The following is a 14,957-nucleotide window of genomic DNA, read 5'->3' on the forward strand; positions in this document are numbered from 1 at the left end:
CGCCGAGCACTGGAACAGCTGACGAACAGAGCGACAGACTTTCCACCACAAGGGGGATCGCTGGCCGGCACCCGACACGGGCGCCGGCCAGCGGCACATCGTGAACACCGACGACGGCCGGCACCCCGCATGGGTGCCGGCCGTCGGTGCGTACGACGGTCAGACGCGGAAGCCGGCGGCCCGCGCCGCCTGACGTTCCCGGCGGCGGTCGGACCGGCGGCGCAGGAACCAGAAGACGAAGAGGACCAGCCCGAGCAGGAACGCCAGCACCAGCACCGGCAGGATGATCGCCACCACCGACATGACCACGCTCGTGGCGTCCTCGGCGGTGCTGGCCACCGGGGCGCCGGCGCCGGCCGTGGTCGCGTTGACGACCGGTCGGGCGGCGGACTTCAGCAGGTGCACGCCCAGGGCGATCAGCACCCCGGTCACCACGGGGACCCACTGGTGGGAGGAGAAGAAACTCCCCGGGTCGCTCACCGTCACCGTCTCCGACGACGAACCCGCGCCGAAGGCCAGGCCACCGGCGGTGGGCCGCACCACCGTCTGCACCACGTCGTTGACGTGGTCGACCACGGGCACCTTGTCGGCCACCACCTCGATGACCAGCAGCACCGCCAGGATGGCGAGCACCCAGCCGTTGCCGAGCCACTGCCAGCCGGCGGGCAGGTCGATCAGGCTGGTGTAGCGGGCCAGCAACCCCATGGTGAGCAGGGGGATGTAGGCGTTCAGCCCCGCCGAGGCGGCGAGGCCGGTACCGGTGAGAACTTCGAGCACCGTCTCAGCATCCCACCGCCACGCCAGTGCCGCTCGGTGGCGCGGGCCGGGGCCTCGGCTACCCTCGTCGGGTGCGGTTGGTGATTGCGAAGTGCTCGGTGGACTACGTCGGACGGCTCTCGGCCCACCTGCCGCCGGCCACCCGGTTGCTGATGGTGAAGGCGGACGGGTCGGTGTCGATCCACGCGGACGACCGGGCGTACAAGCCGCTGAACTGGATGAGCCCGCCCTGCCGGCTGGAGGAGGCTCCCGGCGTCTGGCGGGTCGTCAACAAGGCCGGCGAGGAGCTGCGGATCACCCTGGAGGAGGTCTTCCAGGACACCTCGTACGAGTTGGGCGTCGACCCGGGCCTGCGCAAGGACGGCGTGGAGGCGCACCTCCAGGAGTTGCTGGCGGCCAACCCGGAGACGCTCGGCGAGGGGTTCACGCTGGTCCGCCGGGAGTACATGACCGCCATCGGCCCGGTGGACCTGCTCTGTCGGGACGCCAACCAGGGCGCCGTCGCGGTGGAGGTGAAACGGCGCGGCGAGATCGACGGCGTGGAGCAGCTCACCCGGTACCTGGAGCTGATGAACCGCGACCCGCTGCTGGCGCCGGTCGCCGGGGTGTTCGCCGCGCAGGAGATCAAGCCGCAGGCCAGGGTGCTCGCCACCGACCGGGGCATCCGCTGCGTCGTCGTGGACTACGACAAGCTGCGCGGCATCGAGCGGGACGAGCTCACCCTCTTCTGACCTGGTGGCGCGGGCGCCCGCGTACCGCTCCCGTCATCGCGGCGGTCGTGACCGCCTGCCCGGCGGTCACCGGCCGTACATCGTCTTGATGGCCCTGACGAGCCGGGCGACGTCGGCCGGCGTGCGCTCGAAGGTCGTGGCGGCCAGCAGCGACCTTGCCCGCCGGCGGGTGATCGCCTTGGCGCGGCTGAACTCGCGCAGCCCGTCCTCGCCGTGGATGCGGCCGAAGCCGGAGTCGCCGACACCGCCGAACGGCAGCGTGGACATCCCGGCGAAGGTCAGCGTCGAGTTGACCGACGCCATCCCCGAGCGCAGCCGCCGGGCGATCGCCACCGCGCGGCGCCGGCCGAAGACCGAACCCCCCAGGCCGTACGACAGGGCGTTGGCCCGGGCGACGGCCTCGTCGGCGTCGCGTACCCGGTTGACGGTCAGGGTCGGGCCGAAGGTCTCCTCGCGTACGGCGAGCGAGTCCTCCGGGACGTCCACCAGCACGGTCGGGCGCACGTACGGCGGCTGCACCGCGTCGGCCCCGCCCAGCACCGCCCGGCCGCCCCGGGCCAGCGCGTCGTCGATGTGCCGGCGGATCACGTCGAGCTGGCTCGGCATGGTGATCGGGCCGATGTCGGCGTCGTCGGGGCCGACGGTCAACCGGCCGGCCCGCTCGACCACCTTCCCGACGAAGGCGTCGAAGACCGGCTCGACCGCGTAGACCCGCTCGATGCCGATGCAGGTCTGGCCGGCGTTGGTGAGCGCGCCCCAGACGCACGCCTCGGCGGCGGCGTCCAGGTCGGCGTCGGCGTCGACGATCATCGCGTCCTTGCCGCCCGCCTCCAGCAGCACCGGCGTCAGCGACTCGGCGCAGGCCGCCATCACCTTCCGGGCGGTGGCGGACGAGCCGGTGAAGGCCACCTTGCCCACCCCCGAGCGGCAGAGCGCCGCGCCGACGTCGCCGAGCCCGTGCACCGCGGTGAACACCGGCTGCTCCGGCACCACCTCGGCGAAGGTGTCGACCAGCCACTGCCCGACGGCGGGGGTGTACTCGCTGGGCTTCAGCACCACCGCGTTTCCGGCCGCCAGCGCGTACGCGACGGAGCCGATCGGGGTGAAGACGGGATAGTTCCACGGGCCGATCACGCCGACCACCCCGTGCGGTTGGTATTCGAGGTGGGCGGAGAACTCGGCCAGGACGAGCCGCGAGCGGACCCGGCGGGGGCCCAGCACCCGGCGGGCGTTGCGGGCCGCCCAGTCGACGTGCTCGACGGCGGTGACGATCTCCACGACGGCGTCGGCCACCGGCTTGCCGCCCTCGGCGTGCACCAGCTCGGCCAGCTCCTCGATCCGCCGGGCGAGCAGAGCCCGCCACCGCAGCAGCCGCTCCCTGCGCCCGGCGAAGCCGAGCCCGGCCCACCACTGCCCGGCCGGGCGGGCCCGCTCGACCGCCCGCGCGACGTCCTCGGCGGTCGCCACCGGCAGGCGACCGACCTCCTCGCCGGTCGCCGGGCTCGTCGACACCAGCCGACCGTCCTCGATGACCGGGGCTCCCGGGACATGCACAGCCGTCATGGCGGAAGTCTAGACCCGAGGATTACTGGCCGGTAGGGCAGCGATCTGCCGGTCCGGCTCGCCGGGCCGCCCGCGGCGAGCAGGCCGCGGCCCGCCGCGCGGCCTCGTCGGACACGGTCGTGCCCGATTTCGTGCACCGGCCGGGCCGACCGGCCGGTCGGGGGGACGGGTTTGCGGTCTTCGCCGGCCGGTGGGCGCCGAACCGGCGAACGGGAGGTGTCCGGCCGGAGGCGTGGAGGTGGCCGCCCGGCGGTCGAGGGCCACTACCGTGTGGTGGCAGGCTGACGCGCGGGGTGACCGCGTGGGGTGGGGGGCTGTCTGTCCATGGAGGAGCGTCTGGAACTGATGCCGCTGTTGACGGTGGCGGGTGGGGCGATGCGGGGGCTGAGCCTCCGGGTCGGCCCGGCGCGGCAGGTGATCGGCCGGGCGCCGACGGCCGACATCGTCGTGCCCGACGCGCACCTGAGCCGCCGGCACGCCGAGGTCTGGCTGACGGACCAGGGCGCCTGCCTGGCGGACCTGGGCTCGACCAACGGCACCTGGCTGAACGACCGGCGGATCACCGGCGTCGAGCAGTTGGCCGACGGGGACGTGATCCGGGTCGGGCGCACCGAGCTGCGCCTCTTCGACCCGGGCGTGGCGCGGACCGATCCGGTGGGGTTCAGCTTCGGCCAGCCGGGGCGGGACCGCCGCCCGACGCTGCCGCTGCCGATCGCGACGCCGGCCCTCCCGGGCGCCGACCCCGTGCCGGCGCCCCCGGCCCCGGTGGGCGCCGAGCCCGTGCCGGTGGCCGCGGTGGTGTCCGCCCCGTCCTGACCCGTCGCCGCACACCTCCGGGCCGGGGACCATGGCGGACGGGGCCATGGACGTGGCCAGCGCGGTCGTGGCAGCATGCCGCGGATGGAGACCGGACAGCAGCTCGTGTCGGCGAACGGGATCACCCAGGCGGTCCGGGTGGCCGGGCCGCCCGACGGCGTGCCCGTGCTGCTGGTCCACGGCAACTGCTCGTCCGCGGCCTTCTGGGAGCCGCTGGTGCGGCGGCTGCCGGACACCCTCCGGGTGGTCGCGCCCGACCTGCGTGGCTACGGGTACACCGACACCGCCCCGGTGGACGCGACCCGGGGGCTGACCGACTTCTCCGACGACCTCGCCGCGCTGCTCGACGAGCCGTCCCTGTTCGCGCCCGGCGCCCGTCCGGTGGTGGTGGGGCACTCGCTGGGCGGGGGAGTGGCCATGCGGCTGCTGGTCGACCACCCCGACCGGGTGGCCGCGCTGCTGCTCGCCGCGCCGGTCTCGCCGTACGGCTACGGGGGCACCCGCGACCTGACCGGCACCCCCACCACGCCCGACTTCGCCGGCACCGGGGCGGGCACGGCCAACCAGGAGTTCGTCAAGCGGCTGGCCGCCGGCGACCGGGGCACGGACAGCCAGGCCAGTCCGCGCAACGTGCTGCGGGCCACCTATGTCGCGGACCCGGCCTCCCTCGGCGACGACGAGGAACTGCTGCTGGACACCCTCGTCAGCACCGCGACGGGCGACGACAACTACCCGGGCACGGCGGTCGACTCGGCGAACTGGCCCGGCACCGCCCCGGGCCGGCGCGGCGTGCTCAACGCGCTCTCCCCGGCGTACTTCCGGATCGCCGACGACCTCGTGGCCGTCGCCGGCAAACCGCCGGTCACCTGGATCCACGGGGACGCCGACGTGATCGTCTCGGACACCTCGCTGTTCGACCTGGCCCACCTGGGTTCGCTCGGTGTGGTGCCCGGCTGGCCGGGGGCGGACGCCTGCCCGGCGCAGCCGATGGTGGGGCAGACCCGGGCGGTGCTGGAGCGTTACGCGGCGGCCGGCGGCGCGTACCGGGAGGTGCTGCTGCCCGGCTGCGGGCACAGCCCGCACCTGGAGCGGCCGGCCGAGTTCGTCGCCGAGCTGCTGCGGCTGACCGACGGGGCAGCCCCGCACGGCTCGTGAAATACCCCACGGCGTCTCGACAACCGAACGTCACGTGGCAGACTCGCGCGCATAACCTTAGCGGCCGTTCATGCGGCCGTGCGGAGCATTGGGGAGGCCGGTCGTGGCGCGCGAGTTCACCAGCGTGGGCGTTGTGGGTCTGGGCACCATGGGTGCCGGCATCGTCGAGGTATTCGCGCGCAACGGCGTCGACGTCGTCGCGGTCGAGATCTCCGAGGCCGCGCTGGAGCGCGGCCGGGCCACCCTCACCGGCTCCACCGACCGGGCCGTGGCCAAGGGCAAGCTCGCCGAGGCCGACCGGGACGCGCTGCTGTCCCGGGTGGACTGGCAGGTCGGGCTCGGCGCGCTGCACTCGGTCGACCTCGTCATCGAGGCGGTGCCCGAGCACCTGGACCTCAAGCAGCGGATCTTCGCCGAGCTGGACCGGGTCTGCAAGCCCGAGGCGATCCTGGCCACCAACACCTCGTCGCTGAGCGTCACCGAGATTTCCGTCGCCACCACCCGGCCCAACCAGGTGATCGGCATCCACTTCTTCAACCCGGCCCCGGTCATGAAGCTCGTCGAGGTCGTCCGGACAGTGGTCACCTCCGCCGACGTGGTCGCGGACGTGGAGGCGCTCTGCGACCGGCTCGGCAAGGTCGACGTCACCATCAACGACCGCGCCGGCTTCATCGCCAACGCGCTGCTCTTCGGCTATCTCAACCACGCCGTCGGCATGTTCGAGTCGCACTACGCCAGCCGTGAGGACATCGACGCGGCCATGAAGCTCGGCTGCGGCCTGCCGATGGGCCCGCTGGCGCTGATGGACCTGATCGGCCTGGACACCGCGTACGAGATCCTGGACACCATGTACCGGCGCGGCGGCCGGGACCGCCGGCACGCCCCCGTGCCGCTGATCAAGCAGATGGTCACCGCCGGGCTGCTCGGCCGCAAGTCCGGCCGGGGCTTCTACACGTACGAGCGGCCTGGCTCCCCGAAGGTCGTACCGGACGAGCGGACGCCCGTGGCGGCGGAGCCGGCGCTGGCCGACGGCGCGCGGGCCATCGCGAAGGTGGGCGTGGTGGGCTCCGGAACGATGGCCACCGGCATCATCGAGGTCTTCGCCAAGGCCGGCTACGAGGTCGTCTCGGTGACCCGGGGCGCGGAGAAGTCCGCGAAGGTCTGCGAGGCGGTCAAGACCTCGCTCAACAAGGGCGTGGTGCGCGGCAAGCTCAGCGAGGACGACCGGGACGTCGCCCTCGGCCGGGTCAACTGGTCGGCCACCCTGGAACACCTCGCGGACGTCGACCTCGTGGTCGAGGCCGTGGTGGAGGAGCTGAGCGTCAAGAAGGCCCTCTTCGCCAGCCTCGACGAGATCTGCAAGCCGGGCGTCGTGCTCGCCACCACCACCTCGTCGCTGCCGGTGATCGACGTCGCGATGGCCACCCAGCGGCCCGCCGACGTGGTCGGGCTGCACTTCTTCAACCCGGCCCCCGTCATGCCGCTGGTCGAGATCGTGCAGACCATCCGGACGTCGGCCGAGACGACCGCCACCGCCCGCGCGGTGTGCGCCGCGCTGGGCAAGACGGGCGTGGTCTGCGGCGACCGGTCCGGCTTCATCGTCAACGCGCTGCTCTTCCCCTACCTCAACGACGCGGTCAAGATGCTGGAGGCCAGCTACTCCACCGCCGACGACATCGACTACGCGATGAAGCTGGGCTGCGGCTACCCGATGGGTCCGTTCGAGCTGCTCGACGTGGTCGGCCTGGACGTCTCGCTGGCCATCCAGCGGGAGCTCTACCTGGAGCTGCGCGAGCCGGGCTTCGCGCCAGCCCCGCTGCTGGAGCACCTGGTCACGGCCGGCTACCTGGGCCGCAAGAGCGGCCGCGGCTTCCGCGACCACACCCGTCGCTGACCGGGTCAACGTCCGGCGCCGGTGACGGCGTCTGCATGGTGTGACCTTCGAGGAGTACGTCAGCAGCCGCGGGCCGGCCCTGATCCGGCTGGCCCGGCTGCTGACCGGGGACGAGCACCGGGCCGAGGACCTCACCCAGGACGTCCTGGCCCGTGCGTACGTGCACTGGCGGCGGATCGCCCGGGCGGACCGGCCCGACGTGTACGTGCGCCGGATGCTGGTCAACGCCAACAACTCCTGGTGGCGCCGGCGCGCGAACCGCGAACTGGCGACGGCCGACTTCGCCGAGCGGCCGCAGCGCGGCGACCTCGGCGGCGAGACCGCCGACCGGGACGCGATGTGGCGCCTCGTCCTCGGGCTGCCCGACCGCCAGCGGGCGGTGCTCGTGCTGCGCTACTACGAGGACCTCGACGACGCGACCATCGCCCAGATCCTGGACTGCTCGCCGGTCACCGTCCGCACCCACGCCATGCGGGCGCTCACCCATCTCCGGGAGCGCTGCGGCCTCCCGACGACGAACGGGAGCCGGCCGTGACGGACCTCGACGAGCGGATCGTACGGGCGCTGCGCGAGCGCGCCGAGGGAGCCGTGGACACCGACCGGCTGACCGCGCGGGCGGTGGCCGGGGGGCGGGCCCGCCGCCGACGCCGCCGGATCGGCGCGGGCGGCGCGCTGGGGGTGGTGGTCCTGCTGGGGTTCGCCGCCGTCGCCGCTCCCGGGCCGGCACCCGGACCGCGATGGCCGGGCGCCGAGCCGGCGGTCACCGTCGCCGCGCCGAGCCGGGCGGACGGGGTGCCCGGCGCCGCCGCCCGACCCGACCTGGTCGGCAGCGACCCGGAGGTGCTGCACTTCGCCGTCGACCCGGCCCGGGCCCGCTGGCTCACCTGGCAGTCCGTCCCCGGCGTGGAGAGCGCCCGGCTCGACCTCGGCGGTGGCCGACAGGTCGTGTTCGACCTCGGCCGGACCGCCGCGGCGGTGGAGAACATCCACCACGAGGGGGGAACCTACCCGGACGTGCCGGCGGGCGCCGACGCGTTCGACGGGCGGGTGCAGCGGGTGGCCCCGCCCGGGCCCGACGGGCAGCCGGGGTGGTTCCTGCGCTGGCAGCCGGTCCCCGGCCTCTACGCCCGGGTGCACACCGTGGCCGGCGACGATTCGGCGCTGCGGACGGCGCGGTCCGCGCTGCGCCTCGACGCGGCGCACCGGTGCGCGTCCCCGCTGCGGCTGGGCGCGCTGCCGTCGGACGCCCGGCTCTCCGGCTGTGAGGTGAACGCGATCGGCTTCCCGGACTCGCTCGACGTCCTGCTGCTCGTCACCCGGCCCGGCGAACGCCGGATGCAGGTGCGGCTGGAGTACTACCGCGAGATCTCGGGCCGCCGTACCGAGGGGAACCGGACGATCGGCGGCCGAGCGGCCTACCTCTACCCGAAGGGGGACGAGCTGGAGCTGCTCGGCTTCCCGAAGGCGCACCTGACGGCCCGGTTCGGCTGGCCGCTCCACGGGTTCACCGAGGCGGACGCGGCCGTCGTGCTGGGCGGGGCGCGGGTCGCCGAGGACCTGACCCGGCCCGAGACCTGGGACTGACCGGGCGGGCCGGGCCGACTGGCACTCCCGCCGGCGGCCCGTACGCTTGGTGACCGTGAGCCCCCGCCGCAACCGACCTCGCCGCGATGACGCCGCCCACCTCGACTCCGACCGGGTGCGGCAGGGGGTCGCCTCGGTGCAGCAGTGGCGCGACGGCGAGTGGCAGGTGCGCGGGATCAGCGGTGGGGCGTCCACCAAGACGTACCGCTGCCCGGGCTGCGACCAGGAGATCCGGCCCGGGGCGGCGCACGTGGTGGCGTGGCCGGCCGACGGGCGGGGCGACCTGACGGACCGGCGGCACTGGCACAGCGGCTGCTGGCGCGCCCGGGACCGGCGCGGGCCGGTCGTCCAGCGTGGCCGCAGCGCCCCCCGGTACGGCTGAGCGATCTGGATCACCCTGTTTCCGCCCCGCCCGGCGGCCGCGGGCCGCACGGGTGAGACTGGACGGGTGAGCACACCGATCCGCGCGTCCACGATTCTGCCCGGGCGCCGCGAGGACATCGAGCTGCACACCGCGGACGGACTGCGGCTGGTCGGCGAGCTGGCCCGACCGCTGGACCGGGAGCCGGTGGGCACCCTCGTCTGCCTGCACCCGCTGCCCACGCACGGCGGGATGATGGACAGCCACGTGTTCCGTAAGGCGGCGTGGCGCCTGCCGGCGCTGGCCGACCTGGCCGTGCTCCGCTTCAACACCCGGGGCACCAGCAGCCTGCGCGGCACCAGCGAGGGCGCCTTCGACAACGCCGTCGGCGAGCGCTTCGACGTCGCCGCCGCCATCGAGTACGCCGAGTTCGCCGAGCTGCCGAACATCTGGTTGCTCGGCTGGTCGTTCGGCACGGACCTGACCCTGAAGTACGGCTGCGACCCGGCGGTCAGCGGGGCGATCCTGCTCTCCCCGCCGCTGCGCTACTCCACCCCGGCGGACCTCGACCACTGGGCGACGTCCGGCAAGCCGCTGACCGCCCTGGTGCCGGAGTTCGACGACTACCTGCGCCCCGACGAGGCGCGGGAACGCTTCGCGGCGGTGCCGCAGGCCGAGGTGGTCGGGGTGCCCGGCGCGAAGCACCTCTGGGTCGGCGACGCCGAGACCGTGCTGGACGAGGTGGTCCGCCGGGTCAACCCGGCCGCCGCCGTGCCGCTGCCGACCACCTGGGACGGCCCGGTGGAGACCGGCGACGTCAGCGCGTACGCCGACCGCACGGTGGCCTCCTTCGCCGACCGCCCGGTGCCCGGCCCGCCAGCGGGCCAGGCCGGCTGACCGGGGTGGTCGTCGCGGTCCTCGGCCGGGGTCAGCGGGACTCCTGCCGGGGCAGGATCACCTCCCGCAGGATGAGCTGGAACGCGGCCACCGCCGGGATCGCGATCAGCGCGCCCACCACGCCCAGCAGCGACACGCCGAGCAGCGCGGCGACCAGGGCGGCCACCTCGTTGACCGCCACCGACCGGCGCATGACCTTGGGATAGATCAGGTAGTTCTCCACCTGCTGGTAGATCAGGAAGAACACCACGCAGGCGATGCCGACCGGCAGGTCCGTGGCGAAGCCGACCAGGCTGACGATCACCGCGCCCAGCGTGGCGCCGATCTGCGGGATCAGGTCGGTCACCGCGACGACCACGGCCAGCGCGAACGGGTACGGCAGCCCGACGACCAGCGCGAAGACGAACGTGGTCGTCCCGGCCAGCACCGCGATGCTGACCGCGCCCACCATGTACGCGCCGACCTTGTTGAGGATCTCGTCGCCGATCAGCCGCACCCGCTCCCGGCGGGACCGGGGCGCCAGCGAGTAGCCCAGGTCGCGGAGCCGGTCGAAGTAGACGAGGAAGTAGATCGTCAGCACCAGCACGGTCAGCCCCCGGAACACCGTGCCGAAGACCATCTGGGCCCCGCCGAGCACCCCGCCGAGCGCCTGCCCGATCGTGTCCGCGTTCGCGGCGTTCCGCAGACGCTCCATCAGGTCGTACCGCTCCACCAGGTCGTTGACCGTCGGGTTGCGGCGCAACTCCTCCAGGTAGCTCGGCAACTGGTCGACGAACTGCCCGGTCTGCGTGACGATCGGCGGCACCAGGGCGAACACGCCGCCGCAGAGGAGCAGCACGACGGTCAGCGCGACCGTCGCCACCGCCGCGCCATGCGGCAGCCCCCAGGACCGCAGCCGGACCACGGCGGGGTGCAGGCCGACGGCGAGGAAGAGCGCGATGACCACCAGGACGAGGATTCCGGCCGCGTTGCGCAGGCCCAGATAGAGGGCGTACGCGAGCAGCACCCCGGCCGCCCCCGTGAAGCCGACCAGGAAGCTGCTGCGTCGCAGCGGTAGCCCCGGCGTGCCGAACCGTCCTGTCCCGACGGCCGTCGGCCGCTCGCCGCCCGACGTCGACGCCGCGCTGGCGGGTGGTGACCCGGCCCGCCCCCGCTCCGGCCCGGTTGTCCGCTCCCACGCGGGCTCGGCCGTCCGCTCCGGCCCGGCGGCCCGCCTCCGTCCCGGGTCGGGGGCACGCTCCGGCTCGGCGGCGCCCTCGGGTGGGTCCGGGGTGGTCCCGGGCTGCCGGTCGCCCGATGCTTCGGGGCCGTCCTGTGCCATCCGGACCTCCCTGATCGACTCCCGCCGGCCCGCCGGTGCCTGGGCCGCGCGCCCGGGGCTCCGATCAGGAGCGTAGTGGCCGTCAGGGGCGCCCGGCCGGCCCGTCCGTCCACCGGGTCGCGTCACCCCGGCCCGTCGCGCCGGTCGGGTGGTCAGTCCTTCTCGACCACGACCTTGCTCGGCTTGGCGCTGCGCTCGTCGGTGGTCGGCTTCGTCGGCCGCTTCCCGTTCTCGCCGGTGCTGGTGATCTTCGTCGGGGTGGCGTCCCGACCACCCGCACCCGGCACCGCCGCCACGGTCGGCTCCCCGTCCACGCCGGCGCTGGCGGTGCCGCCGTCGACGGTGGTCACGGACGCGACCTTGCCAGCCTCGGCCTGCCCGGAGTCCGCCGGATCGATCCGACCCTTGGCCGGCTGACCGGCCTCCGCCGGCTCCACCTTGCCCGCGGCGGGCCTGCCCTCCGCAACCGGGGCGGCCTCCTTGCCCGCCCCACCCGCCGGTGCCGCTCCCGCTCCGGCAGGGGCGGCGGCCTTCGTCGCCACGGCCGGAGCGGTGTCCTTCTTCGTCCCGCCCGGCCCCGCCGGCGTCCCGTCGCTCCGGGACGCGGACGCCCCGTCCGGCCCGGCGGGCGTCGCGCCGGCGGCGCTCGACGCCTTCCCACCGTTCGCCGTGGCGGTGCCGGGCCCGGCGGGCCGACCGTCGGCCACCACCGGGCCGGCTGCGGCGGCGCCGCCCGTCCCGCCCGGTCGGTCGGCCGCCCCGACCAGCCCCAACCGCAGCTCGGCCACCTGTCGCTGCAGCTCGTCGGACTCCTGCCGCGACTTCCACGTCTCCTGCCGCAGGTCGGCGAGCTGCTGCTGGGCCTGCGCGATCTCGAGCATCACCTGGGCGAGCTGTTGGCGGCTCGCGGCGGCCTCCTGCTGGGTGGCGGCGAGGTGCTGCTGGGTGGTGGCCAGGTGCTGCTGCGTCGTCGCCGCGTACTCCTCGAACTGGCGGCGCGAGGTCGCCACGTGCTCGTCGGCCTTGCGGCGCTTCTCGGCCGCCTCCGACTCGGCCCGGTCGAGCAGCGCCGCCGCCTCCTCCTCGGCCTGGCGGCGCATCGCCAGCGCGTCCCGCTCGGCGGCCTGCCGGACGGCGGCGGCACCCTGCTCGATCTCGTTCTTCCGGCTGGTGTACTCCGACTCCAGCGTGGCCCGGCGCGACTCGAACCCGGTCTCCAGCTCGTCGTGCCGGCTCTTGTGCTGCTGCTCCAGCTCGGTGCGGCGGGTCTTGTACTGCTTCTCCAGGTCGTCGCGGCGCTTGGTGAACTCCTGCTCGGCGGTCGCCCGGCGCTGGGTCAGCTCGCGGTCCGCCGCCTCGCGTCGGCTGTTGACCTCCTTCTCCACCCCGGCCCGCCAGGCGCCCAGCTCCTGCTGCGTCTGCGCCCGGGCCTGCTGCACGTACGCCTCGGTCTCCGTGCGCATCCGCTGCACGTACGCCTCGGTGTCGGCGCGGCTCCGCTTGGCCGCCTCGGCCGCCTGGGTGGTGAGCCGCTCCGCCTCCTGCCGGGCCTTGTCGCGGGTGGCCCGACCGGCCTGGGCGGCGTTGTCGATGATCTGCTTGGCGTCGCGCTGCGCCTTGGCGTGGGTGGCCCGGCCCGCCTCGGTGGCCTGGTCGGTCAGGCGCTTGGCCTCCTGCTGGGCCTTGGCGTGGACCTCCTTGGCCGCATCGCGGAGCTGGGTGGCCTCCTGCTGGGCCCTGGCGTGGACCTCCTTGGCGGCCTCGCGGAGCTTGGTCGCCTCCTGCTGGGCCCGGTGGTGGATCTCCTTGGCCGCATCGCGGAGCTGGGTGGCCTCCTGCTGGGCCTTCGCCAGCGCCTCCTGGGCGGTCTTGCGCAGCCGCGCGGACTCCTCCTTGGCGGTCCGGACCGCGGCGTCCGCCTCGGCCTTGCGGGCCGCGCTGTGCCGATCCTCCTCCGCTCGGCGGGCGGCGAGCGCGATCTCGAAGTCCTTGAGCGCGGTGGCGGCCTGCTCGCGCGCCTCCTCGACGATGTGCTCGGCGGCCGCCCGGCGCGCCTCGATCTCCTGGCTGGCGGCGGCCAGGACCGCGTCGGCCTGCTCCTCGGCGAGGGTGAGGATCTGTTCCACCCGCGGGCCGAGGTGCCGGAAGGAGACGTTCTCCAGCGCGCCGGACGACTTGCGCGCCTGGGCGAGGTCCCGCTGGAGCACCTCCACCTGGCCGGCGAGCTTGTGGATCTGTGTGTAGGCCTGCTCCCGCTCGGCCGCGAGGGCCGCGATCTCGTGCTCCGCACGAGCGACGTACCGGTCGACCTGTCGTTTCTCGTACCCCCGCAGAGCGGACTCGAAGCTGGGCTCCGTGGTCACGTCCCCGCCGAGAGCGAACAGTTCCTCGCCGTGCGACATGCCCCCATCCTCACACGCATCCGGCTCTGCTGGGGCGATACGGACGGCCCGGATGGGACCTACTTCACTGCGGCCACGTCTGGACAATTCCCTGACGGGCAAACGCATACGACGCGGGGCACACCGGTTACCCGGTGTCACCCCGCGCCGTCGTCATGCCCCGGTCGGGTCGGTCAGTTGGACGTCTCGGCGGCGACCCGCTCGGCCGCGCCGTCGGCCTTCTTCGCCTCGGGGGTGGCCGGCGCTGCCGACGCGGGCTGGGTGGCCGGCTGCGCGGCCGGCACGCCCGGCACGATGCCGGCGAGACCGGAGAGCATCTGGCCGAGCTGCGAGGTGACGGCGTCCTTCTGCCGGGTGAGGTCCTCGACCTCCCGGCGCGCCGCCTGGGTGGTCAGCTCGGCCTCGGTGCGCGCCTCGGTGAGCAGCCGCTTCGCCTCGGCCTTCGCCTCGCTGAGCGTCTTCTCGGCCAGCGACTTGGCCTTGTCGATCGTCTCGTTGGCGGTGCGCTCCGACTCGACCCGGCGGGCCTCGGCGCGCTGCTCGATCTCCTTGGCCCGCTCCTGCGCGGCGTGGGCCCGCTGCTCCGCCTCGCTGACCAGCTTCTGGGTCTGCGCGACCTGCGCCGCGTGCCGCTCCGACTCCTCGCGCTCGGCCTTCTCCCGGCGCTCGGCGAGCTGGAGCTCCAGGGCCTGGAGGTCCTTGTCGCGCTTGTCCCGCGCGTCGGTGAGCAGCTTGGTCGCCTCGGCGCGCTTCTCCTCTGCCTCCCGGGCGGCCTTCGCCCGCTGCTGGGTGATCTCCCGCTCGGCGGTCGCCCGGAGGGTGGCGACCTCGCGCTCGACGGTGGACTTCAGCTCGGCGACCTCGTGCGCGGTGACCGTGCGCAGCTGCTTGGTCTCGCGGTCGGCGTCGGAGCGCAGCGTGTCGGCCTCGCGCCGGGCCTGGACGCGGACCTCGGCGGCCTCCCGCTCGGCGGCGGTGCGGACGCTGCCGGCCTCCCGCTCGGCGGTGGCCTTCATCGCCGCCGCCTCGGCCCGTGCCTTGTCGGTGATCTCCCGGGCCTCGAGGCGGGCGGCGGAGAGGATGCCCTCCGACTCGCGCTTGGCCTCGTTGCGGTGGTCGTTGGCCTGCTCCTCGGCCAGCCGGAGGATCTGCTCGACCCGGGTGCCGAGGCCGGAGAGGGTGGGCCGGCTGTTCTCCTCGAGCTGCTTGTTGGTGTCGGCGAGCTTCTGCTCCAGCGTGCTCATGCGCTGCTCGGCCTGGCGGAGCCGGCGCTGGGCGTCGTTCATGCGCTGCTCGGCCTCGGCCCGGGCCTGCTCGGACTGGGTCAGCGCGGCCGTCATCCGGCCGATGAAGTCATCGACCTGGTGGGTGTTGTAGCCGCGAAGGCCGACGGTGAAATCGGGCTGGGAGTTCGCGTTATCGAAGAACGCAAGAGGGGAGGACTGCTGGGGCATTG

General features: G+C 74.3%; 13 protein-coding genes. 8 read left to right on the forward strand and 5 right to left on the reverse strand.

Features of this window, described 5'->3' with window-relative positions:
- Window positions 1-159: 159 nt before the first annotated feature.
- On the reverse strand, window positions 160-777 hold the full coding sequence (locus ACFY23_RS27980; protein ID WP_350678156.1) for a DUF4126 domain-containing protein: 618 nt from the start codon (window positions 775-777) through the stop codon (window positions 160-162).
- 71 nt (window positions 778-848) lie between these two features.
- On the opposite strand from ACFY23_RS27980, the gene nucS reads away from it, so the two are divergent.
- Entirely contained in the window at window positions 849-1,508 is a 660-nt protein-coding gene (nucS, locus tag ACFY23_RS27985) for an endonuclease NucS (RefSeq protein WP_350678158.1), read from the forward strand.
- A 66-nt stretch (window positions 1,509-1,574) separates the two neighbouring features.
- On the opposite strand, the gene ACFY23_RS27990 is transcribed toward nucS, so the two are convergent.
- Window positions 1,575-3,071: an aldehyde dehydrogenase family protein gene (locus ACFY23_RS27990; RefSeq protein ID WP_350678160.1), complete on the reverse strand. Its 1,497-nt coding sequence runs from the start codon at window positions 3,069-3,071 to the stop codon at window positions 1,575-1,577.
- Between the two features lie 324 nt (window positions 3,072-3,395).
- Between ACFY23_RS27990 and ACFY23_RS27995 the strand changes: the two genes are divergently transcribed.
- From ACFY23_RS27995 to ACFY23_RS28025, 7 genes are all read left to right on the forward strand, one after another.
- Window positions 3,396-3,887, forward strand: a complete 492-nt coding sequence (locus tag ACFY23_RS27995) for an FHA domain-containing protein (RefSeq protein ID WP_350678163.1) — start codon at window positions 3,396-3,398, stop codon at window positions 3,885-3,887.
- 75 nt (window positions 3,888-3,962) lie between these two features.
- The gene (locus ACFY23_RS28000) at window positions 3,963-5,042 is read left to right on the forward strand and encodes an alpha/beta hydrolase (protein WP_350678165.1); all 1,080 of its coding nucleotides are present in this window, start codon (window positions 3,963-3,965) and stop codon (window positions 5,040-5,042) included.
- A gap of 103 nt (window positions 5,043-5,145) precedes the next feature.
- Complete coding sequence (locus ACFY23_RS28005) at window positions 5,146-6,936, forward strand: 3-hydroxybutyryl-CoA dehydrogenase (protein WP_350678168.1); 1,791 nt, start codon at window positions 5,146-5,148, stop codon at window positions 6,934-6,936.
- 40 nt (window positions 6,937-6,976) lie between these two features.
- Window positions 6,977-7,471, forward strand: a complete 495-nt coding sequence (locus ACFY23_RS28010; protein WP_350678170.1) for a SigE family RNA polymerase sigma factor — start codon at window positions 6,977-6,979, stop codon at window positions 7,469-7,471.
- Window positions 7,468-8,520, forward strand: coding sequence for a hypothetical protein (locus ACFY23_RS28015; protein ID WP_350678173.1), 1,053 nt, complete (start codon window positions 7,468-7,470; stop codon window positions 8,518-8,520). Before ACFY23_RS28010 ends, ACFY23_RS28015 begins: the two co-directional genes overlap by 4 nt.
- A 55-nt stretch (window positions 8,521-8,575) precedes the next feature.
- Window positions 8,576-8,902 (forward strand): hypothetical protein, encoded by a 327-nt coding sequence (locus ACFY23_RS28020; protein WP_350678175.1) that lies wholly within the window; start codon window positions 8,576-8,578, stop codon window positions 8,900-8,902.
- A 66-nt stretch (window positions 8,903-8,968) separates the two neighbouring features.
- Complete coding sequence (locus tag ACFY23_RS28025) at window positions 8,969-9,778, forward strand: alpha/beta hydrolase (RefSeq protein WP_350678178.1); 810 nt, start codon at window positions 8,969-8,971, stop codon at window positions 9,776-9,778.
- Between the two features lie 31 nt (window positions 9,779-9,809).
- Here the strand turns inward: ACFY23_RS28025 and ACFY23_RS28030 are convergent, their stop codons facing one another.
- The 3 genes from ACFY23_RS28030 to ACFY23_RS28040 all read right to left on the reverse strand — a co-directional run bounded on the left by ACFY23_RS28030 (window position 9,810) and on the right by ACFY23_RS28040 (window position 14,955).
- Complete coding sequence (locus ACFY23_RS28030; RefSeq protein ID WP_350678181.1) at window positions 9,810-11,099, reverse strand: AI-2E family transporter; 1,290 nt, start codon at window positions 11,097-11,099, stop codon at window positions 9,810-9,812.
- Between the two features lie 152 nt (window positions 11,100-11,251).
- Entirely contained in the window at window positions 11,252-13,501 is a 2,250-nt protein-coding gene (locus tag ACFY23_RS28035; protein ID WP_350678183.1) for a hypothetical protein, read from the reverse strand.
- A gap of 173 nt (window positions 13,502-13,674) precedes the next feature.
- Complete coding sequence (locus ACFY23_RS28040; RefSeq protein ID WP_350678185.1) at window positions 13,675-14,955, reverse strand: cell division protein DivIVA; 1,281 nt, start codon at window positions 14,953-14,955, stop codon at window positions 13,675-13,677.
- Window positions 14,956-14,957: the final 2 nt, after the last annotated feature.

The organism is Micromonospora sp. NPDC000121, assembly GCF_042899165.1.
GTDB lineage: Bacteria > Actinomycetota > Actinomycetes > Mycobacteriales > Micromonosporaceae > Micromonospora.